Origin of the sequence: Bradyrhizobium vignae, assembly GCF_900324035.1 — a bacterium.
In the GTDB taxonomy this organism is placed as follows: Bacteria; Pseudomonadota; Alphaproteobacteria; order Rhizobiales; family Xanthobacteraceae; genus Bradyrhizobium; species Bradyrhizobium vignae.
Window position 1 is genome coordinate 7,084,733 of the sequence record NZ_LS398110.1, and the last position, 21,496, is coordinate 7,106,228.

Here is a 21,496-nt window from a genome sequence, read left to right on the forward strand (position 1 = left end):
CGATTGCGCTTCCCCGAGCACGGAATCTGACGCTACGTAAGATTCGGTCGCTTCATGCCAATCTAGATATCGGCGCAATAGACCTGGCAATCGCAACGACCACCACAGTTCAGATCGTTGGTCTTGGCGGCGCGCATTCTAGCCGCTTACAAACCTCACGTAGATCACCGGTACAAGTGATTTACTCCCCATCTCTGCCTGCATCGTCGTTGCCGATCCAAGGACGCCACTCACCATAATGTTGAAAATGTGCATCGGTTGCAGAGCTCTCGCGTCAAAGGCTCATTGCCCCTTCTTTCTGCCATGTTCACACCCAAAGCAGGGACGCGCCGGTTGCGCAATTTGCGCGCGGCAATAGCGCGTGTCTCAGGAGATTTCCATGGTGAAGCCAGTTGTAATTGTGGTAGGTGCGGACAAGGGAGGAGTCGGCAAAACGACCGTATCACGAACGCTGCTGGACTACTTCAGCGTCAACAACGTGCAAACACGCGCGTTCGACACGGAGGCGCCGCGGGGAACGCTGAAGCGCTTTTATCCCGAGATCACTGAGATCGTTGACATGACGGCGACGGCGGACCAGATGAAGATCTTCGATACGCTGAACTCCGGGCTGTCAGTCACCGTTATTGATGCCCGGGCAGGCTTACTGTCCTCTGCGCTGGCTTCCTTGCGCGACATCGGATTTTTGGAGTCGGCGCGGTCTGGCCAGATAACATTCGCCGTGTTCCATATCCTGGGATCATCCATCGCTTCGCTAGACGAAATCGCGGAGACCGCGACCTTCATGAGCGGCGCAAAGTACTACCTGGTCAAGAACTTCATCAACGACACTCAATTCTTCCAGTGGGATCAAGCGACCTACAACTCCTACTTTCACCGCATCAAACATGCGACTGAATTGGTCATACCGAAGCTTAACGAGATGGCCTATGAGCAGGTGGAAGTCGCATCCGTGCCATTCATTGACTTCGTCGCAAACAAGGGGCGGAACGATGAACCGGCGAACAACTCCTTCGTGCTGCGCGGCTATGTCCGGCACTGGCTGTCAAATGTCTGGAGCGAATTTGATCGCATCAACTTGACGGAATTGGCCGGAGCCAAGTCCGCCACCCGGGCCGGCGAAAAGTAGTCGCATATTCGGCGAGCTCAGGTCTGGCCCACGTACGAAACGTAAATTGATCTGCTGGCTATGTTAGCAACCCCCATCTACATCATTTGCTCTCCTAGCCCGCAGGTCGGTAAAACTCTCATCGCTCGGGCGATGAGCGAGTTTTTGCTGCTGAAAAACGGCACAGTGCTGTCGTTTGATGTCAATTTGAAAGAGCCGTCGTTACTCGACTACCTCCCCAACATCACGGAGACCGCGGATGTAATCGATACTTATGGCAAGATGCAGCTGATGGACCCTCTCATTATCCACGACCAGGTAGCCAAGGTAATCGATCTCGGCTTTCACGCCTTCGACGAATTCTTCAGGATGTGCGAAGAGATCGGCTTCATAAAGGAGACGGCGCGCTGCTATGTCGCTCCCATCATTCTCTTCGTCGCCGGCGCTGACCGCATCTCCTATCGCGGTTATGAAATGCTGCGGCGGCGAATTCCGCCGGCGTCGCTGATCACCGTCCACAATGAATTCGTGCTGCGTGGCGGACTACCTGAAGCGATGGATGGCGAGCGGGTGCTTCGGATTCCCGCGCTTCCGCTATTTCTCAAGAGATATATAGACCGGCTTAGCTTTTCCTTCACTGGATATCTGCGTAGCGAGAATGACTGGTCCACCGAGCTGCATCAATGGATCCGGCGGAACTACAGCATGTTCCGCGATCTGGATTCGAGTGTGATGCTGCGAAAGGCCTATCGATCTCGGGGCACGGATATCGACAGCCTACGTTGCACAAGGGCTACTTGAGACTTCGATCTGCTCGCCATCTACTGGTTCAGCCCATGAGTAGCTCTTCGATGGCGCTCTCAAGGGTCGCGAACGCATGATTTGCGGTATACGACTCTTCAGTGGACGCGCATCTTTGCTCGCCGAAAGAACGGACGGGAAAGTCGCAAGTCCTCGGATGCAATTATTCGGCAGGAATGCGGAGCCAAGGAATGGCCGCTCCATGACCATCGCTATGCTTGATACTCCAGGGACGAAGCCTCTCTGATGACCTCAATTGACGATACATTAACTGAGATCAGATCGCTTCGGAACGAAATCTGGCGCTGCCGGCGATTCCTTAAAACGGACCTGCCTGGCGCGGAGCGCATGGCCGTTGAGAAGCGTCTTCTTGAACAGCTTTCTGCCTTTGAACGGCTCTTGTCCACGGCGTTTCCTCTGACCTTGCGCCCCAAAGTGTATTCGACCAAGAGCACCACAATCGGGCCAAGCGCCCCCTGAAAGGCCCATGAGAACGGCGCATCCATTCGGGAACGCGATGGACGGCTAACAAAAGAGGTTTTCTAGCTCTATCGGTAGTTTGAGCCCGGCTGTCGAGGGCAGGCTCATCCCAGCTGAGATCTGGGGAAGACCGCGATCGAACTAACCTGCAACAGCAACATTCCTGGCGATCTTTGGCAGATATAGCCGAGTTAGCGACCTGACGGAAAATACCTAGTTCCCGAGCACAACGCTATGGCTTGATGGGCCGCACGGATTCCTGCAGATGTCCGGCCGTAACCACCACAGTTTACGCAGGTTCTCCTTCCGACCATTACAGCAAGCCGATGGCCATCTCTCGACGGCCTCGAAGTGGGCGAATGGCTGCAGCACTGAATAGAGCGCAACTGCTGCAGTACAAAATCGCCCTTCAGAGCGCGTTACGACCTCGTAACACGCGTGGACGCACATCGATCGCTGATCGAGGCCAATCGATTCACGGAGCTCAGTCCCCCTGATAGATGAACTGCAGCTCAGCAGGATGATGCTTCTGCCGCCCAGCTGACCAGACTGCGGCGCCCGTCAGCCTAAGGCTCGTCATTGTCGCCCGATTTCTGAAAGCTACGGCTCGGACGCCTCACTCTCGAGGGAGGACGACTGGAATCCTGTTGAGACGCCGTCTCGGTCCCTCGTTTCTCTCCGCCGCAATCGGGATCATGCGGCGGCATTCGCGGCGCAAGTTCTTGAAGTTGTCCCTAAGACAAAACATGGCTACGACCACATCGCTACGCCCTGTAAAGCGGTCACAGAAGCGCATCACGTCTGGTCGGCACGACGTCAAGACTTCCTCGGCCTGCCGATCTCGCGCACAAGCTTGTCCTGCGCACCACATGGCTGTGATCGCGATCACGATCGGAGCGAGAGCGGCTGCACACCGGGGCGCCTTGCTGACCCAGCTCATTCGCCGCTCTTGATTCACCAAACCTGCCTTAAGTCGCATATCCTTCATTGTTATTCTTTGGCCCGCGAGCGCATTCTGTTTACCGGATTGGGCGGTCTCCGATCGTCGTCCTGCCCCACGCAACACGCTCATTGCGAAGACCGAGATACAACAGAGATTCGGCGTTTAGCGCTGGTGTGGCGATGCTGGCTCCCAATATGGTGTTATGCTTCGCAATGCCTACAACCTGACGCTACGGACGATTCAAGCACTTTGAGCGTCTGGCATGCGTAAATACGTCCTAAGACCCACATTGCGAGCAGTAGGACGAACTCCCGACCACTGCACGCTTGACCGACAGCCCGCGGGTCGGAACGCCACCGATTTTGGTGGATGACGCTCAGCCTAGTGTTGGGGGCCGACATCGAGACGATCAGCGACAAGTGCGTCGGCGCAGCTCGCTTTGTTCGCGGTCTCAACCAGCCGACCTGCAGAGTCAAAGAGTGCAGTACGATTGAATTTCCGAGAAGCACGAAGTTTGGACCGACAGGCCAGGATGCCGTGGCTGGATGGTGGTTGTCGCAACTGTCACGTCCGGAGCGTCAGCCTGGGTGCCGCCTAGTCCATCATTCGGAAAAGACTATTCGTCGTTGACTGCACAGTCTTTCTGAGGACGAGCGCGGACCGAGCGCTGCGTTCACGATCCCCCGATCTAGGAGGAAAGCAAGACTTCACATGAGGAAATTAGCGGCGAGCTTACCAGGGCCGGCAGGTTAAGTGTTGTGGCCTCAGCCATTCTGGCTTCCCCAGCAGCAGGTGCCAGTGAGGATCTGATGAGCGCCGCCAAGCAGATTTTCAAGCCGATTCCCTCAATCGCCCCAGCGGTGAAGGACAATCCTATCACCCATGAAAAGGTCACACTTGGCAAATCCTTGTTTGTCGATCCGAGGCTATCGGCGAGCGGGGTTATTAGCTGCAACACGTGTCATAACCTTGGGGTGGGCGGGTAGATGCCGGCCCGACGTCGATTGGTCATCGCTGGCAGCTGGGGTCACGTCGTGCGCCAACAGTCTATAACGCGGTCTTCAACGTGGCGCAGTTCTGGGATGGACGCGGCGGATCTTAAGGCGCAAGCCGCAGGCCCTGTCCAGGCCAGTGTCGAAATGAATGCGACGCCCGATCGCGTGCTCAGAACATTGAATTCAATGACCGATTATGTCGTTATGTTCGGCAAGGCTTTTCCCAACGATGCGGTGCCAGTTACGCTTGAAAAGTTCGCCAAGGCCATCGAGGCTTTCGAGGCGGCTTTGATTACTCCCGCCGCCCCCTTCGATCAGTACCTCGAAGGCGACGAATATGCTCTCAGCGATCAGCAGAAAGCCGGGCTAAAGCTATGCATCGAAAAGGGCTGTTCCTGTTGCCACAACGGAATCAACATCGGTGGACAGGATTTCTTCCCGTTCGGCGCGATTAAAAGGCCAGCTGAAAGCCTGCTTCCGAGGGAGGACAAGGGTCGTTTTGCCGTCACCAGGGATCTTGGCGATGAGTATGTTTCCGCTCAGCCCCGTTGCGTAACGTCGCATTGCGCCCGCCCTACTTTCATTCTGGTCAGGTTTGGAGTCTTAAACAAGCGGTTGGCGTGATGAGTGAGGTTCAGCTTGGCGCAAAGCTCAGCGATGAAGAAACTGACGAGATTGTCGCCTTTCTGAATTCGCTCACCGGGCAGCTGCCAGTGATCGAGTATTCGATACTGCCCATGCGCACCATTGCAACGCCAAAGCCCTCCTTAGACAAATAGGCCTTCATGATGGTGGCACGCTAGGCGGTCCACGCTGGAGCATTCAGCAGGCTCCGATTGCAAGTCTCGAGCCCCAACCCGTTCCTCGCCGACGAAAGGGTTCGTGAGGGTTCGATCAAATCATCCATCTTGGGCAGCTCAATCCTGGGCCGCGTCGCGATGCAACGAAGGGCAGCGCCCTGAAATGGCCCGCAACCGGTGCTGCGAGGAAGACGCTCTGCCTAGCTCGCGAGCATCGCATATCACCTCACATCAGCCCCTTTTTCCAATGGACTTATGCGTCAGTTACCAGTTTTACGGCGGCATGTTCGCCAAAGCACCATCCCAAATCCACGGGGCGGGATCATCCTCAGCCTCCATCTGGTAGCTCCTGAATGTGCGCTTGGTGACGCGAGCGTCCCAAGTCCTACAATAAGATACGGCGATTGAAGACGCGGAGTGGAGACCGATACAAAGTCTCCCTTGCTGCAAGACGCGCAGATATTCCTTGAAACGGCACGCGGATTGCTGGGTGGATCAGCCAGTCGCCGCAAAGGAAGCCGTCGCGGCGTAGCCGGAGTTCCAGTGAAGTTTATCCGATTCATCTTGATCGATCTGGCTATGATGCTGCTCGCACCCGGGAATGCAGAAGCCATGACCCTGGCTCACGGCGCACACTTCAAATCGGCTGGCAAAGCCGTGGGATCCTTGATGCCGATTTCCGGCTCCGAGCCAGTATTCAGCTCTGGCCTGAGCGGGCATTTTGAGCGCCAAACCTCTCAAGCCGCGCAATTTGGACATTCAGCAGAAGCGCCCGCGCGGGCCGAACAGGCTGAAGACCTCGCGCTAATGGACAGGCGCTTTGCCTCTCATTGGCAAGCGTACTGGGCAGCGTCCGACCGTCACGATCTTCGCAGCGCGGAGATGCTCAAGAAGCCGCTGATCGTAACACAGATCTGCAGTCCTCCGCCGCACCTTATGCCCTCACGCGAGCAGAGACGCCGTGCTGGAGCGGCACAGGCTGGATTATCTGAGGCATGGCCATCATCTCTATTGCAGCGATTGTGCTCGTGACTCGGATAGGAACATGCAGCGCAGGCGCAGGTTCATGAGAGAAGGAAAAACGGGCTATATTGAGGTTGCGTTCAACGGCTCTCTCGCAAACATTCCGTTAGATGCGCAATTCAGCCTGCCAGCCAAGGGCGTCACAGCAATTTTTGGTCCGCCCGGGTGCGGCAAGACCACACTCGCGCGCTGCATCGCTGGCGTGCAGCACGTGCCGACTGGATTTTGTGCCGTCGATGGAGAGATTTGGCAGGACGAGACGACGTTTCGACCGCCTCATCTGCGTCCCGTCGCATATGTATTCCGACCACCAATTCCTCTTTCTCATTGGTCTGTACGGCGCACCCTACTATACAAGGCGTCAAAATCGACACCAACACTCATCGATTTTGATGGAGTGGTCGACTTGCTCGAGTTGTCGCCGCTGCTCGAGCGTTCGCCGTCACATCTTTCCGCGGCCGAACGACAGCGACTTGCCCTTGGCAGCGCGCTGTTGGGCCAGCCTCAGCTACTTTTGCTAGACGATCCACTCATTGTGCTCGACCGCTCCGCCAAATGCGAGATCCTGCCATTTCTCGAGCGCATGCGGGAAAAGCTCTCATTGCCGATGATCTACATCACCCATGATATCGCTGATATCGAGCGTTTTGCCGATCATCTTGTCATGATGAAAGATGGCCTCGTGACTGCGGCCGGGCCGCTCAATGTTGTTCAGAGCGGTCCGGTGCTTGCCAGGCGCGGCGAAGCGGCAGTCTGCCTTGATACATTGGTCGGCGGCTATGACGGACGCTACGGGCTGATCATGCTCCGCCTCGACGGAGCACGCCTTCTGGTACCTGGATTGCCGCTTAGACCGGGCGCGAAGCTGCGTCTGCGCATCGCAGCCGGCGACGTCAACATTGCGTGCGAGCCACGACGTGCAAGCTCGATCCTCAATGTATTTCCGGCACGCATCAAAGCCTCTCTGCCGTTCGGAGAGGCGGAGGTCACCTTGGTGCTGGCTCTTGAAACTGGCCGTTCTGGCGTGCCGCTTTTGGCGCGCATCACGCGCCGCTCCTTTGATGCGCTGCGGCTCAGCAATGGAGCGGACGTCTTTGCGGAGGTCGCGCGCGCCGTTCCGCTCGGGCTGCCGAGCAGTGCTTGCAAAGCACTGCCACGATCCGCATGAGAGCGTTCGACAGCTATGCCCGACACGAGAAACACATCAACAGGAACCCGGTCGTGATTGTTAATCTGGATGATATAGATTCGAAAAGTGTGGCGGCCATTCTCTACCGCCCAAAAGACGATGTGGATAGGCTACTCGCCGATTTCGCTCAGGATATCGCGCAGCAAGGCGTACGCATCGGCGGCATCGTGCAGCGACACGCGAGGTGCGCAAATGGCACGCATGTCATGCTCGCAATCGACGTTACCACAGGACAAGAGATCTCGATTTCCCAACCACTTGGCAGCGGAGCTATGTCCTGTAATCTCGATGCAAATGGGCTTGCCGAGGCCGCAGCTGTCGTTTCCCGGGCACTTCGCAACAAGATCGATCTTCTTGTCATCAACAAATTCGCGAAACAGGAAGCCGCTGGCCGGGGTCTGCGCACCGAATTCGTTGACGCGATCACCCGAGGCGTACCAGTCCTGACAGCCGTTCCGAAAAAATGCCTTGCCGACTGGCGAACCTTCACCGCGGGCGTTGGCACGCTGCTGCCTTGTGATCGTCAATCCTTGGAGCAGTGGTGGCGCGAGATCTCAACGCGCCTGGCGCGCAGCGGGGCGTTCAGCCCCGGCTGCGGTCACTTGGGGACGATGATACTGGATCGCTTGATGACGACAGTGACACTGTCGTCCACGCCGTCTCCGAAATCGCCCATCAGGCTCTTTCGCCGCCTCCGAAAACAGCCTTAGCTCTTGCGTCCGCTCCCACGCTCTGCGCCACCGCGATGCCTTGCGAACGTGCCGATTGCGGACCTTCTATGGCGAGAGTTCAACCAGCTGCCCGTTCGGCCGATATCAACCCCTCAGTCGGTTCTGCAGTGCCTGCCGGTCGACGACGAGATTGCTTAGGTTCAGGTCTGGCTGACGTCTTCCCGCTAAGCGCCTGGCCAGCGCCCGCGTACCGTCGAGCACAAAGACCCCGCAATCGTAGCCGTTCCTCTGCTGGCGTATGGGGGCGTTTTGCAGGTTGTCTCCGGCTCCCACTCGCGCTGCGAGCATTGCTGCGGGTCTGTCATTGCGTCCCCGGGCGGAGTCGTAGTGGTAGGCGACCGGATTGTTGCGATCGCGGCGGTCCACCAGCAGCAACGACCAATGCGACCCGCGGTCATCGAGGTCCATGGTGCTGGCGTCATTCACCGGTAAGAACAGAAAGTCGGCTGTGTCGTTACCATTGGGATCATCGACAATCTGATGGAATGCGGATAGCGCGGCGGCGTTGGTACCCTGGCCCACCCGAAAGGCGGTGAGAGGATCTGCAAACCGGGTCCGGGCGGCAAGATTTGGATTGCTCGCCCACAACTCCTGGGCCAGGAGTTCGTAGTCCCGCTGGATATGCTCGTCGCCCAGCCAGTCCCTGGCTCCGAGCACCCGCCCGCTGCGGTCGCCGGCAGGGGCACTCGCAGCCGAACCGCCGACCCTGGCCTTAGGAGCCGAGGATGGGCCACCATGATGAATCAGCTGAGCGTCGCGGCGTCCTCGCGGACCCAACGTGATGGAGTAGGTCTCCCCGTTGATGGAGACCGGCTGGGGAGCCATTCGCGAACTTGGTAACAGCATTTTATTGTCCAGTACATCGAGCAGGAAATCCGGCACCGGCTGTGAGCCATGCTGCCAATCCTCGCCGACGAGATATCCGATATCCTCCAGCTCTTGAGGTACGCCTGATGGCCCGATGAAGAACGGAGGTCTGCCGGCAGGGCTCTGCACCGGCCCTGACTGGGCATCGTCACGCATGTCCTGCGGTGTGGACGGCAGGTCAACCAAAGAACCGAGACCCCGATAGATGTCTGAGGACCGAGCTGGCTCACCGTTCGGCGTTGGAAAGTCGAAATAGGTCGGCAGTTGTGGAGACCAAGTGGAGCTCGACCCAGCCGGCTCCTGCAAGCCGGCCTGCCCAAACCGGGCTACTATCGGCGGCCACTCACTTTCGGACGGCGGCGTCGGCAAATCTCGCATCCAGGTCGGGATGGAGGTTGAGTCCGAGCCTGCTCTTTGCTGAGGAGAGGGTACACCCAGCGCTCTGTTTGCCTCGACGACTTGCACATACTGCCTGAGCTTCTTGAGAGTCACGCCAGATTTCCCTTTGGCATCGGCGTAAGCCCGGTAGTCGGCATCCAGCGAGCGTTGCTGCTCATTGTTGCCGTTGATTCGGCTCGCGATGCTCTCCCTACCCTCTGTGCGGAGCCAGTCACTGAACTTGCGTTGCGCCGAGGCCGTACCTTGAATGGTTTTTCTCCTGTGCTGGGAACCCGGGTCGAGCTTGCTCAGCTCTTCGTTGGCGAGGCCCTCAATGAGGCGGGCGTCGTCCTCGTAAGGGCGAAATCCTTGTTGGGGCTCGAGACCTAGGTACTCTCTAAATGGATCGAGTGGGGCCGTCCGCTTTGTGGCCTTACTGAACGCCGCATAATCTGCGTTCAATGACGATTGCTGCGCAGGATTGCCGCCGATTCGGTCCATGATGCTCGGCCTGCCCTCCCTTTGAAGCCAATCACTAAAGGAGCGTAGCCGGGAAACCATCGTCGAAACGGCGGCTTTCTCTTTTTTGGTCGCGTCAGATCCAAGCTTGGACAGAGCGTCGGTCAAGAAGTCATCGATCGTGGAGATGTCCTCCGGATGAGCCGACAATGTTTCGCGCCCCATCAGGCGGGCCCCGGCACCGACAGCTTGGAGCCCGTCAGCCCCGATCCTGCGCAGGTGAGACAGTGCCGCGCTAAGGCGGTCACGATCATCACCACCAGCTTCGACGTATTCGTCGATGTCGGCGGCTAGCGACCTTGGTTCATTGAACGCCCGAAGAGCCAATGGCCCCTTATTCTGGGCTCGGAGCCAACGAGCGAACGTGTTGAGCGCCTGCACATTGGACTTGAGCGTAGCAGCCGGGACCTTTCCAGTCCCGCGGCCTCTGGTACCATCGGGAGTAATTCTGTAGTCTTTGACGTTTTCCACGAACTGGCGGATCATCCGCTCGTCCTGGGGATGCATCGGTTGCTCTCGCGTGGTCACAAAAGCTGGGGCCGGAATGGGATCTCCAGCCTGGAAATTTCGGAGTGTCTCCAATGCTCCACCCACATAGTTCCTGCTATTGGCGCTCGCCACCTTCATAAACTCATCTTTATAGGCGGCTAGCCGATCAGCACTGCCAAGCAAGTCCTTCAGCGTGATCCCTTTGGGTCGGAGGAACTCGCTGAACATTCGAAGAGCGGTCACGTAGTTCTCGATGGTCTTGGTCTTCCGGTTCGCGCTACCCAATGCCGTCTTGAACTCTTCAATCAGCTCCAGGTCCTCCTCGGACGGTCGACTGCGCTTTGCGAAATCCATGCGGAGCTCTGAATAGACGGCGTCGGAGGACGAGCCGCCGGACGACTTCTCCCGGCGACTTCCTCCAAACACCTTGCCGAGCCCTGATTTGACCCGCGAGAACAGTCCACGGGACTTGCTCTCCTTGGTCCGCGCCTCCGGTTGTAGTTCCGACGACGCTGTGTAGCGCATGCTGCTGAATGGCCTGTCCCGCAAGTCAGATTGGTAATCGCTTGCGGCCGAGCCAAGATGAGCGTGCGGAACATCGACGCTGTAACGCGTGCTGCTGAAGGAACTGTCCCGCAGGTTGGACCTGGGCGGCATCCGCATCGAACCACCGATATCCGGACGGTCGATATTTTCGTGCGACCGGAGAGCTGGAGCCTCGGGCGAACTCGGCTCGGACGAACTCTCCTCAGCGGAGCGGAGTTGCAGCTCACCCAACTGCTGCTCGAAGCCAGCTTGATCTGGAGGCTCAGCATCGGCCTCTTGCCGCGCACGCTGCAGCTCTTGTTGCTCGGCGTACCAGCGCATCCAATAGTTCGGATCGTTATATCCCGGCTCCATACCACTCTCCTTAGATGACATAACTCTTCATAGTCGCCCCGGAGTCACGCTCCGGTGCACCGACCACAGATACTCCAGCTTAAAGAAGCCGGCCGACGAGACCGATGCCTGAACAAAAGAGACCCCCAGCGCACGCCTCTCCGAACTCGCGCATTACTCACACCTGCCCAGCATTGCGTGCTGCTGCAGAGCGCCCGCTCCTGATTGGCCTCGCTAATAACTGAAAACGGTCCGAGAGAGACGAAGGCCAACTTGCCTCATACGAAGAGCAACGACCTCGCGTACTACTCCCGGGCGAGGTCGCCTGCGGCGGGTCGAAATTGAGCTGATCCATTGCGGTGGAAGATCTGCCGGAATTTGATGCTTGCGACTGAGCTTTTTGCTCTCACTCAATTCTTCACGCCAATGCCCTCACATCCGCAACAAACCGGGCCATGCCTGCATAGTTACCTACCCGACACCTAAGATCTTCAGACAGTGAGCTCTCTCCTCGTGATGATGAGGCTTCAGAGTGATCGCCGCATGTATGATCCAGACTGTACAACCTGACGCTACGTAGAGTTCAAGCCCCAATCGGCACCGACGAGGAGCCTGGTTGGCTCTCAAACATTTCAGGATCCGGAAAATCCTCGAGCCTGCCGACCGCTTCAGCGCCTCAATGAGCGAAGCGCCGTAGCCTATGATTACTCGCGCCTTGCTCAGCAACGGCGAGCATCTGGACTTACAAGCCAAATGTTGTCGCGGCGTTACAGCCGCTCTTGTTTGCTCCAGATGCTGCGAACCTCGCGCTTCGTCAGGTTCAGTATTTCCATTAAATCTCGGCAGGTCGAAAGTCATTCATCACATTGATGGCGCGATGAGGCAGTTTGCTCTGAGGGACGCAGAATGGGCTTCGACCAGACCCTTGCAGGGAACATCTCAGCCGGTCGCGCGAAGCAAGGCTGTTTTCATGAGCCTTGCAAGGAAGCGCTTGGCTACAGATTTTTCTCTGATCGATGCTCCCAGCGCGCGGGCACGCCTGTATCAAAGGCCGCTGGACTCCACTCCTGAGAACGGATGGCACATAGCTTGCTTCAACAGTGAAGCCACCATGTACAGAGAGCAAATTTGTGAGGACAGCATGCTCGGAGTTGGAAGTCAGTTGCCGCCGTTCGAAATCACAGGCGTGAAGCCCGGTTTTCAAGCGCAGGAAGAAGGAGGACAGAGTGCATTCGAAACGTTGACCGAAGCGAGCTTTCCAGGAAAATGGAAGATCATCTTCTTCTATCCCAAGGATTTTACCTTCGTCTGCCCGACAGAGATCGCTGAGTTTGCCCGGCTTTCCAAGGAATTCGCCGACCGCGATGCGGTTGTACTGGGTGGTTCGACTGACAATGAGTTCTGCAAGCTCGCTTGGCGGCGTTCACATGTCGACCTGCACAAACTGCCAATCTGGCAGTTTGCCGACACAAAGGGAACGCTCGTCGATGGTCTTGGCGTGCGTTCACCCGAAGGGGTTGCCTATCGTTACACCTTTATTGTTGACCCCCAAAATACGATCCAGCACGTCTATGCGACCAATCTCAGTGTCGGGCGCAGTCCTAAGGACACGCTCCGCGTTCTGGACGCGCTGCAAACCGATGAGCTCTGTCCCTGCAACCGCGAGATCGGCGGCGAAACCTTGAAGGTTGCTTGAGGCAGCATGTCTTCGATCGAACAACTAAGCGACAGGATTCCCGAGTTCGCGAAGGATGTCAGGCTTAATTTGACCTCCTTGGTGGCCGATGAGACGCTTCCGCCGCAGCGAAAATACGGGCTGCTGCTGGCGAGCGCGATTGCCACCCGCAATGCAGCCCTGATTGCCACGATGGAATCGGCTGCGTCCGCTGTGATGACATCCGCGGCGATTGCCGCAGCGAAATCCGCAGCCTCCCTGATGGCAATGAACAACGTCTACTACCGCTTCGCCCATCTCGTTTCCAACCCGGAATACAAGACGATGCCGCCACGGCTGCGTATGAACGTCATCGGCAATCCCGGCGTGGACAAGTCCGACTTTGAGCTGTGGTCGCTTGCCGTCTCCGCCATAAACGGCTGCGGTGCCTGCCTCGATGCCCATGAGAAGACACTGAGAGCCGCGGGCGTCAATTCCGAAGCGATCCAGACTGCCGTGCGCTTTGCCGCGATCATGCAGTCAGTGGCGATCGCAATCGAGGCCGCTGGGCCCAACCCCTCTCAGGCGAGGGGTTGATCCTTCCTCTAGCATCCAATCGCTGGTTGTGGCGCCATTCAGTGACGCCACAACCACTCTGCAATTCATGTCTTGCGCAGCGTCCCCACGAAAGAGTGGCTTGCTCGAGTTCCAGGAGCCGTGCAAGGGAGGCGCCACAGATGCGGTGAGACCCTATCGCCTAACGCCGGCCGCACCACCGCCCTTAATTCCACCATCATCCAAACTTGAACAGCACTCCATATCCACCGCGCGGATGGGTCCATTGGATGTCGCCGGTGGGCTCGGCGATCACGCGGCAGGTGCCGCACTCGATGCAGCCGTCAACTGTTATCTCGACCTGGCCGTCGTCGTTGAGCTCATAGCATCGCGCGGGGCAGGCTTTCAGGAGTGCAAGTAGCTGCGGCGATGGCGTGGTGTGCGCACGGACCTTGACGTGAGGGTTACCGATATCGACAAGATAGCGGTTGTAATACAGCTTGTCCTCGACGCGCACTGGGGGTTCGGCATTCATGCATTGATCTTCCATTGTTGAGCTTCATACTGTCGCGGTCAACGCCAGGCCCGAGCAAAACGACAAGCATCGCCAAACAGACCTGTCCATGACCGCGCCTTGACAAAGGATTTCAGGGTCGCCTTCTCCTTCTCAGCCTTGGGCGTACCATCGACGCGCACAAAGTTTTGCATCGCCTTGGAGATGAGCTGCGGATAGGTGAGAAAAAAGTTTTGTGACTGTGTATGCATTAGGGGCGGCAAATCCTTGTACTTCTTTAGATCTTTGATGACGAAGGAGTCGTCTAGCATCTTCTTGTAGATCGACAGATTTGTTGCAGTCATCGGCTCGCCGCGCGACTTCACCAGACCTATTGCTTCTGCGGCGATGCGCCCGGAAGTCATCGCGAGATTGGAGCCCTCACGATGAATGGCATTGTTAAGTTGGGCCGCATCGCCCACCACCACCCAGCCTTCCCCATAAAGCTGCGGGATCGACTTGTACCCGCCTTCAGGAATGAGATGAGCCGAATACTCCTTGACTTCGGACCCTGCTATCAGGGGCGCCACAGAGGGATGGCTCTTGAATTGATCGAGCAGGCCGTAGGGTGTCTGGCCCGTGCGCTGGAAGTCGGCGACGAGACAACCGATGCCGAGCGAAATGCACTCTTTGTTGGCATAGATGAAACCCATACCCGTCATGCCGCGGGAAATGGTACCGGCCGCCTCGATCACGACGCCTTCATCGCCCTTGAGATTGAAGCGCGCTTCGATAGTCTCGCGAGGCAAGAAGTGCATCTCCTTCACCGCGAGCGCAACGTTATCGGGTGTCGGCCGCGCGCGCAGGCCCGCGCGCGTCCCGAGCAGGCCATTGACCCCCTCGGCCAGCACGACGACATCGGCATGTATTTCGCCGTCGCGGCGATCTGTACGAACGCCGACGATCCTTTCACGCTCGTCCCGTACGAGGTCAGTGACGGTCGTCTCGCACAGCACGGTCGCGCCGGCCTCCCGCACCTTGGAAGAGAACCATTTGTCAAACTGGGCGCGTATAATCGTGTATCGATTCGGCCGTTCCTCATTGAAGTCGTCTGAACGGTAATGCATGCCGACATGGGAGCGATCGTCCATGATCCAGAACCGCTGCTCAATCAGATGACGCTCGAGCGGCGCCTCCTCTCGAAACTCGGGGATCAGCTTTTCCATCATGTCGGCATAAAGGATGGCGCCCTGCACATTCTTCGATCCTGGATATTCGCCCCGCTCGAGCTGCAGCACCTTCATGCCGCGTTTGGCCATAGTCAATGCCGCCGCGTTGCCGGCCATACCCGCTCCGACCACGATCGCATCGAATCTCTCTTCAATCATCTTCATCTCCTCTAGACCGCGATCCGGGCCCGCGAATTCGGCAAAAGCCGGGCGCGAAATGCGGAGGTCAGCGCCGGTAGCAATTGGATGGCGTCACTGACGATCGCGAGATGGGCGAAGTCGAAGATCGGAGCGTTCTTATCAGTGTTGACGGCGACGATCAGATCAGCGCCCTCCACGCCAACCCGGTGCTGGATCGCGCCGGAAATGCCGGCGGCGATATAGAGCTTTGGCCGGATGGTTTTGCCCGTCTGGCCGATTTGCCGGTCAGACGTAACCCACCCTTTTTGTACCAGAGGACGCGAGCAGCCATATTCAGCGCCAAGCAGAGTTGCGAGCTCGCGCACCAGCTGAAAGTTCTCAGGCGATCCCAGTCCCAGGCCGCCCGCAACCACGACATCGGCATAGGCCAGATTGGAGGTTTCTGCATCGCGGTCGGGTAGGAACGACAATACTTTTGTGACAATATCATCTTCGAGAAGTCCGAGCGGATGGACGATGATACGAGCGGCATCGCGTACGACGCGCTCAGGCATCGGCATGACTCGCGGGCGGACGGTTGCCATCTGGGGACGATAGTTCAAGGTATAGATCGTGCAGAGCAGCGAGCCGCCAAAGGTCGGACGCGTGGCCGCGAGCGAACCATCGGCGTCGACGTCCAGCGCCGTGCAGTCGGCAGTGAGTCCCGTCGACAGAGTCGTCGCCACGGAACCTGCGAGATCACGACCGAGCGTGGTCGCCCCCAACAGCAGGATCTCGGGCTTGTAGGTGTTGACGAGTTCGGTTAGCGCCTTGGTATAGGATTCGTTGCGGTAATCCGACAAAACATTGTCGCTCACGATATAAGCCAGATCGGCGCCATAGCAAAAGGCGTCAAGCGCGGCGTTACGTGTGTGCTGCCCCTCTGGACCGATAACGACAGCGGCAAGATTTACCTTTAGCCTGTCAGCAAGCTTGCGCCCCGCTCCCATGAGCTCCCAGGAAACCGGATGCACCTGGCCGCGCTCCAACTCGACAAAGACCCAGACGTGCTTGTACGCCTTAAAGTGCTCCGGCAGTTCTTTTTTGGATGCTGCGCGGCCGGTCCCCGCAGGCATGGCCGTTCTGGTGGCATTGCTCATACTCTAAATTCCCCTCAAAGATAGGCGCGCCAGCGCCACAGGTTTACTTTTAAGCTTCGTGACTGAGGATCACTTTTGGTCAGCAAGGGGCCGGCTGCTCTGCCCCGTCTGCTTGGTCCGATCGGCCGCACAACAAGAGGCGCCGTCGCGACAGACGTACCGGTCCGGCCGGATTTGGAGAGGTCCTCCAAACTGGGCGCTTGCGCGCCAGGTTCGACAAGCGCCACCGCAGCGGCCAGGGCGCCGCGGGCTCTGACCGGTCGCTTCCATGCCTGAGTTGGTAAGTCCGTTCGCTGCGCAATACCTGCGCCTCACTTTCGGCCCAGCGGCTCCGCATTGACGGTGACAACGAGGGCAATCCCGGCCACGCACCTGTCACCCAATCCATGGCGAGCCTCCAGCATCGAAGACCCCCATTGGCCGACGCTGGCCCTCTCCCTGACGCATGTTGCTATCCGCCATAGAATGGATACGAATCTGAGCGGAATCAGGGATCGATTTGATGCGCACGATGCTGTGCACACCCTCTGCAGGTGTAGCGCGAAGAGGCAACTTATCCATTGACCACCATCTCACCGTCGACACACAGCTTCGGTCGCATCAAACACCGTTTCGAACCGACCAAGCGATCGTAGGCCACGAGATGATGGTGAAGCGCTCGGCAGGCACTAAAAGCAGCATCATTTGGTCTTTCTTCAATCTCATCTCGGACGACTACCATCTGTCGGCATCGATGATCGGATTGGCAGCACAACAGCAAGTGTCGTACCAGTTGCAAAAACCACTGAAGGTCGGTCAAACGTACCGGTTTGGCAGACACTTGAAATGGCCGCTGTACCGTAGACACGACCGGTCCACACATGGGTCGGGAATACGACAGGCACCGCTCGGGTCACGGCCGCAGAGAGTTGACCCAGATGAAACGAAAGCCCCACATCGGGCTGCCACGGCGCCCCGACGGACAAACCTTGCTTGCAGTGGAGCGCGAGATCACTTCAGCTCGCTCAACGGGACGAAGGCCGCGGGCTTGTTAGGGTCTGCGACGGCATCCTTCAAAACCTTGAACACTCGCTGGTCGATCGGTGTCGATGCCACGAAATCGGCATAGGCCTGCTCGAGCATCGCCTTGCACCGAGCTCTGATTTCCGGCTCTGCGGCACCAGTAAATTGTTCTTTGGCAAAATACTGTCCCATGCGTTTTAAGATGTGAAGGCGCGCGACGTTCACGATTTTAGGGTCGTAATCGACGCCAAGCAGCGAAAAGAAATCCTCTGCCGATGAGGCCTTGCTGAGCCGATCCAGGATACCGGCTGCGGGGGATGAGTTTATCATCAAAAATTCTCCTTCGGATTAGCTCTGGACGGCCAATGAGATGGCCTGGCGCCTGTTGAGTGCTGCCGTCGTGCCTTGCACAGCTGGTGCGCATCGCCATAGCGTGACTGCGGAAAGCCATGCCCTCAACTTCCCGGCCCAGATCGGCAGGTCCGTCGATGACATAGTCAGTCCCGATGAAGTTCCGAGATTAATGGCCAAACCGCGATCGGAGCTGACGCTCGCCAGTTGGACGCCGTTCGCCCATCAGCGACATCGGACACCATCCTTGCGGCGCAGCCGGTTGCGAATGGTCGACGCAAACGCTGGACACGGCTTTTCACGCGGGGCGCGATGCCAGGCATCCGCACACGTCGTGCCAGATCGCCGCGATGGTTTCACGCTCGACCGGCAGCTTGTGCTCGATAGCATATTTGCGGACTTGCAACAGGATCTGTCTGACTTGATCCGCGCTGGCGTCGAGCTGCAGTTCATCGAGTAACGCGCTGATCGCCGCAACTCCGGAATGCTTGCCGATCACAAAACGGTTGCAGCGACCAAGCAAAGCGGGATCGAGCGATTGATAGGTGCGTTGATCCTTCAAAAGGGCAGCGACATGAATGCCTGATTCGTGCGTAAATACATGCTCTCCGACAATCGCTTTGTTCGTAGGAATAGCACGTGCGGCCGCGGCTGCTACCACCGCGGCAACGTGTTCGAGCTCCGGCAGTATGATGCCGGTCTCCCCCCCGTAGAGCTGCTTGAGTGCGACCGCGATTTCCTCGAGCGGTGCATTTCCGGCCCGCTCGCCCAGCCCCATGACGGTCACTGAGGCGTGGCTCGCGCCAGCCTTGATGGCGGAGAGCGTGTTGGCGGTTGCGAGCCCGAGATCATCGTGACCGTGAAATTCGAGTTCGAGATCGGTGGACGCACGCAAATTCCTGACCAGCGCGTAGGTTGCGTCAGGATCGAGCACGCTTAGCGTATCCGCAATACGAAAGCGACGCGCGCCCGCGGCTTTTGCAATTGCCATCAGCCTGATCAGAAAATCGATGTCGGCGCGGGAGGCATCCTCACCACCGACGGCGACCTCAAGGCCGCGCTCACAGGCACATCCTACCACTCGCTTCACCCGCTCCAGCGCCTGGTCGCGAGGACAACCTAGCTTGGCCGCGATCTGGACATCGGAGGTCGGGATCGACAAATTGATCATGGATACCTTTGCTTCAATCGCCGCGTCGACATCGGACTCGCGCATTCGGCACCAGCCTATGGTGGTCAGCGGAAGATCTGCTTCGACAATGGCGCGAATGGCCTCGATCTCGTCGTTTCCCATTGCCGGCGTTCCAGCCTCGATCTCCGTGACCCCGGCCCGCGCCAGCGCCTGCGCGATTGCCAGCTTTTCCTCTGTGGTGAACGCAACGCCAGGTGCCTGCTCGCCGTCGCGCAATGTCGTGTCGTTGAGCACGGTGGGCTTGGCGCGCACTTGGTCGGACCAAGACGTTTTGGCGGCGGTGCTGGCGGCAATCACGCGAGAGCTCCTCATAGTTTGACCTACGACGCTTCAGCAACCAGCATGCCAGCCCGCCGTCCCAGGCAACCCGTTGGGAAATCTACCGCTTCCGTCCTCGACTTTCTTCAGCATACAGATTGTTGCAAATGCGACAGGCTCGTGAAGCGGATGGCTTGCCTGTTGCTGCGCCGAATTCAAACGTTAATGCAATTGTCGCGCGCCAGGATGTGAGAATTGTCGCGGAGTGCTTGGGGCCCGCCGCCGCCTTGCATACATGGTCACTCGCTCGCATCGAAACCGCATCAACCGCGTCCTCACTCTCGCACGCGGCTTACCTCCGGCGAGTCTCTCTCGGATGACGGAGCGATAGCGGAGCCTTGTGGCAGTTCGGATGGCCAGTCGCCGGCAACGAACGGCCGAGCGGCCTGCAACAGAAAGTCGCGCCGGCGCTCGGCCATCCGGCTCTCACCGCTTTCTTCGCCGAAGCAGAGATTGAAGTCCTGACATTGATTGCACACGGGTGTCGTGCACATCACAAGGCCTTCATTTTCGCAAAGCATGCGGTAGAAGAAGCGCTTCCAGCGCATATTGTTGACATTGCGCGCGGCGAGCGGCGCGAAATGGCGGCTCAGCAGACGAGATAGTTCGCCACGATTGCGCAAGCCGAGAGCTTCCCACAGGTGGTCTGGTTCAATGGCACGGCGCGCGATCATCGCAGCCAGCCAGCGCCCGATATTTCCTTCCGTCGAGCGTTGATTGAGCAAGAGATCGCGCAGCATTGCGATCTCGTCGTCCTCTTCGCACTTGAAAGCCGAGAGCTGCTCCGCGAGCTTAATCTCAAGCGCAGGAAAGTACTGCTCCAGCAAGGCCGCCAGTTCAAGGCCGGACAGGCCAGCCTTTTCGGGAAGGAAGCCACCATCCATTGTGGCAGCCGCCAGGATCGACGCCAGGACATGGCGATCGAGATTGCTCTCAAGGGCAATGTCGGCGTCTGCAGGAGGCACACCGGTGAGCAGGCGGTAGGTTGCAATTCCCCTATGCACCTGGCTGCTCGCATCAATGGCGCAAGCAGCCATCAACGGGAGGAAGTGCGCTTCGGACATGATTTTTTTGGGTTTCCACAGTAGTCAGATTTGCGCTGCCGCATATTTTTGATCAGGGTCGATCGGTAGAATGCCGGCCTCCCGGGATCGACGGGGGGAGACCGGCATCCGTCGCGCGCTTTCACAAGGCCGCGACTCGCGACTTTTACGAGACCGCCAGCTCGGCGGCGGTCTTGCCGATGATGGATTCGTCCACGGGCTTCATAATGCCATGCTCCATCAGCATGTCCTCGAGTTCGTCCATAGAGATTGGGGTCGGGATAATGCCTTTGCCGCCATTGTTGTGAACCTTGGTCGCAAGATTGCGATAGTGATCGGCCTGCTTGGAATCGGGTGCATACTCGAGCACCGTCATGCGGCGTAGCTCGGCATGCTGCACCACGTTGTCGCGCGGCACGAAGTAGATCAGCTGAGTCCCTAGCTTCTTGGCCAACGCTTCCGCCAGTTCTAGCTCCTTGTCGGTCTGCCGCTCGTTGCAGATCAGACCGCCCAGCCGAACGCCGCCAGAGTTCGCGTATTTCAGGATGCCCTTGGAAATGTTGTTCGCGGCATACATCGCCATCATTTCACCTGACATCACGATGTAGATTTCCTGTGCCTTGTTCTCGCGGATTGGCATCGCAAAGCCACCGCAGACGACGTCACCGAGCACGTCGTATGAAACATAGTCAATGTTTTCGTAGGCGCCGTTCTCCTCCAGGAAATTGATCGAGGTGATGACGCCGCGGCCGGCGCAGCCGACACCCGGCTCAGGACCGCCGGACTCCACGCAGCGAATGTCCTTGTAGCCGATCTTCATTACGTCCTCGAGCTCGAGGTCCTCCACGCTGCCGGCGTTCGCCGCAAGGCTCAAAATCGTGTCTTGCGCCTTAGCGTGCAGAATCAGACGGGTCGAGTCCGCTTTTGGGTCGCACCCTACAATCAGAATTTTCTGACCCATCTCGGCCAGCGCCGCCAGCGTGTTCTGCGAAGTGGTCGACTTGCCGATGCCGCCCTTTCCGTAGAACGCGATTTGTCTCAGTGAAGACATGTTGCTCTCCATCAACCGATTTACCAAACGTTTCGCGCTTCTTGCACGCAAACTTGTTTCTCTCTCAGAAACGGGGCACACGGGTTCAAGGGAAGGAGCGCATCGCTCGTCTTACGCGTCGACGTG

The 21,496-nt window shown here is 58.1% G+C and carries 15 protein-coding genes and 1 pseudogene; 8 read left to right on the forward strand and 8 right to left on the reverse strand.

Annotated features, from left to right (window positions below):
- Positions 1-379: 379 nt before the first annotated feature.
- The 6 genes and pseudogenes from BRAD3257_RS34070 to BRAD3257_RS34100 all read left to right on the forward strand — a co-directional run bounded on the left by BRAD3257_RS34070 (position 380) and on the right by BRAD3257_RS34100 (position 8,049).
- Complete coding sequence (locus tag BRAD3257_RS34070) at positions 380-1,129, forward strand: P-loop NTPase family protein (RefSeq protein ID WP_122405458.1); 750 nt, start codon at positions 380-382, stop codon at positions 1,127-1,129.
- Between the two features lie 60 nt (positions 1,130-1,189).
- Entirely contained in the window at positions 1,190-1,909 is a 720-nt protein-coding gene (locus tag BRAD3257_RS34075) for a hypothetical protein (protein WP_122405459.1), read from the forward strand.
- A gap of 2,142 nt (positions 1,910-4,051) precedes the next feature.
- Positions 4,052-5,106 (forward strand): annotated as a pseudogene (locus BRAD3257_RS34090) (cytochrome-c peroxidase).
- 564 nt (positions 5,107-5,670) lie between these two features.
- On the forward strand, positions 5,671-6,159 hold the full coding sequence (locus BRAD3257_RS39535; RefSeq protein WP_145987091.1) for a hypothetical protein: 489 nt from the start codon (positions 5,671-5,673) through the stop codon (positions 6,157-6,159).
- 13 nt (positions 6,160-6,172) lie between these two features.
- Complete coding sequence (gene modC, locus BRAD3257_RS34095) at positions 6,173-7,318, forward strand: molybdenum ABC transporter ATP-binding protein (protein WP_122405460.1); 1,146 nt, start codon at positions 6,173-6,175, stop codon at positions 7,316-7,318.
- A complete protein-coding gene (locus BRAD3257_RS34100; protein ID WP_347338414.1) occupies positions 7,291-8,049 on the forward strand; it encodes a DUF2478 domain-containing protein in 759 nt (252 codons plus the stop codon). Before modC ends, BRAD3257_RS34100 begins: the two co-directional genes overlap by 28 nt.
- Positions 8,050-8,154: 105 nt before the next feature.
- Here BRAD3257_RS34100 and BRAD3257_RS34105 read toward each other — a convergent pair whose 3' ends face one another.
- A complete protein-coding gene (locus BRAD3257_RS34105; RefSeq protein ID WP_244607819.1) occupies positions 8,155-11,223 on the reverse strand; it encodes a Ulp1 family isopeptidase in 3,069 nt (1,022 codons plus the stop codon).
- 1,120 nt (positions 11,224-12,343) lie between these two features.
- Here BRAD3257_RS34105 and BRAD3257_RS34110 point away from each other — a divergent pair.
- Together BRAD3257_RS34110 and ahpD are read left to right on the forward strand one after the other, a co-directional pair.
- Positions 12,344-12,898, forward strand: a complete 555-nt coding sequence (locus BRAD3257_RS34110; protein WP_122405463.1) for a peroxiredoxin — start codon at positions 12,344-12,346, stop codon at positions 12,896-12,898.
- Between the two features lie 6 nt (positions 12,899-12,904).
- Positions 12,905-13,453, forward strand: a complete 549-nt coding sequence (gene ahpD / locus BRAD3257_RS34115; RefSeq protein WP_122405464.1) for an alkylhydroperoxidase, AhpD family — start codon at positions 12,905-12,907, stop codon at positions 13,451-13,453.
- 196 nt (positions 13,454-13,649) lie between these two features.
- On the opposite strand, the gene BRAD3257_RS34120 is transcribed toward ahpD, so the two are convergent.
- The 7 genes from BRAD3257_RS34120 to nifH form a co-directional block, all read right to left on the reverse strand.
- Entirely contained in the window at positions 13,650-13,946 is a 297-nt protein-coding gene (locus BRAD3257_RS34120; protein WP_122405465.1) for a ferredoxin family protein, read from the reverse strand.
- 38 nt (positions 13,947-13,984) lie between these two features.
- Entirely contained in the window at positions 13,985-15,292 is a 1,308-nt protein-coding gene (locus tag BRAD3257_RS34125; protein WP_122406908.1) for an FAD-dependent oxidoreductase, read from the reverse strand.
- An 11-nt stretch (positions 15,293-15,303) separates the two neighbouring features.
- A complete protein-coding gene (locus BRAD3257_RS34130; RefSeq protein WP_122405466.1) occupies positions 15,304-16,413 on the reverse strand; it encodes an electron transfer flavoprotein subunit alpha/FixB family protein in 1,110 nt (369 codons plus the stop codon).
- 990 nt (positions 16,414-17,403) lie between these two features.
- A complete protein-coding gene (nifW, locus tag BRAD3257_RS34135; RefSeq protein WP_122405467.1) occupies positions 17,404-17,745 on the reverse strand; it encodes a nitrogenase stabilizing/protective protein NifW in 342 nt (113 codons plus the stop codon).
- A 319-nt stretch (positions 17,746-18,064) separates the two neighbouring features.
- Positions 18,065-19,255, reverse strand: coding sequence for a homocitrate synthase (gene nifV / locus BRAD3257_RS34140; protein WP_430648806.1), 1,191 nt, complete (start codon positions 19,253-19,255; stop codon positions 18,065-18,067).
- Between the two features lie 296 nt (positions 19,256-19,551).
- Positions 19,552-20,340: a nitrogen fixation protein NifQ gene (locus BRAD3257_RS34145; RefSeq protein ID WP_122405468.1), complete on the reverse strand. Its 789-nt coding sequence runs from the start codon at positions 20,338-20,340 to the stop codon at positions 19,552-19,554.
- A gap of 145 nt (positions 20,341-20,485) precedes the next feature.
- Positions 20,486-21,370 (reverse strand): nitrogenase iron protein, encoded by an 885-nt coding sequence (gene nifH, locus BRAD3257_RS34150; RefSeq protein WP_122406910.1) that lies wholly within the window; start codon positions 21,368-21,370, stop codon positions 20,486-20,488.
- Between the last annotated feature and the right edge of the window lie 126 nt (positions 21,371-21,496).

Coding starts and splice junctions, on each gene's coding strand:
- BRAD3257_RS34070 (WP_122405458.1), top strand. CDS start 380: ATGGTGAAGCCAGTTGTAATTGTGGTAGGTGCGGACAAGGGAGGAGTC.
- BRAD3257_RS34075 (WP_122405459.1), top strand. CDS start 1,190: ATGTTAGCAACCCCCATCTACATCATTTGCTCTCCTAGCCCGCAGGTC.
- modC (WP_122405460.1), top strand. CDS start 6,173: ATGCAGCGCAGGCGCAGGTTCATGAGAGAAGGAAAAACGGGCTATATT.
- BRAD3257_RS34105 (WP_244607819.1), bottom strand. CDS start 11,223: ATGGAGCCGGGATATAACGATCCGAACTATTGGATGCGCTGGTACGCC.
- BRAD3257_RS34110 (WP_122405463.1), top strand. CDS start 12,344: ATGCTCGGAGTTGGAAGTCAGTTGCCGCCGTTCGAAATCACAGGCGTG.
- ahpD (WP_122405464.1), top strand. CDS start 12,905: ATGTCTTCGATCGAACAACTAAGCGACAGGATTCCCGAGTTCGCGAAG.
- BRAD3257_RS34120 (WP_122405465.1), bottom strand. CDS start 13,946: ATGAATGCCGAACCCCCAGTGCGCGTCGAGGACAAGCTGTATTACAAC.
- BRAD3257_RS34125 (WP_122406908.1), bottom strand. CDS start 15,292: ATGATTGAAGAGAGATTCGATGCGATCGTGGTCGGAGCGGGTATGGCC.
- BRAD3257_RS34130 (WP_122405466.1), bottom strand. CDS start 16,413: ATGAGCAATGCCACCAGAACGGCCATGCCTGCGGGGACCGGCCGCGCA.
- nifW (WP_122405467.1), bottom strand. CDS start 17,745: ATGATAAACTCATCCCCCGCAGCCGGTATCCTGGATCGGCTCAGCAAG.
- BRAD3257_RS34145 (WP_122405468.1), bottom strand. CDS start 20,340: ATGTCCGAAGCGCACTTCCTCCCGTTGATGGCTGCTTGCGCCATTGAT.
- nifH (WP_122406910.1), bottom strand. CDS start 21,370: ATGTCTTCACTGAGACAAATCGCGTTCTACGGAAAGGGCGGCATCGGC.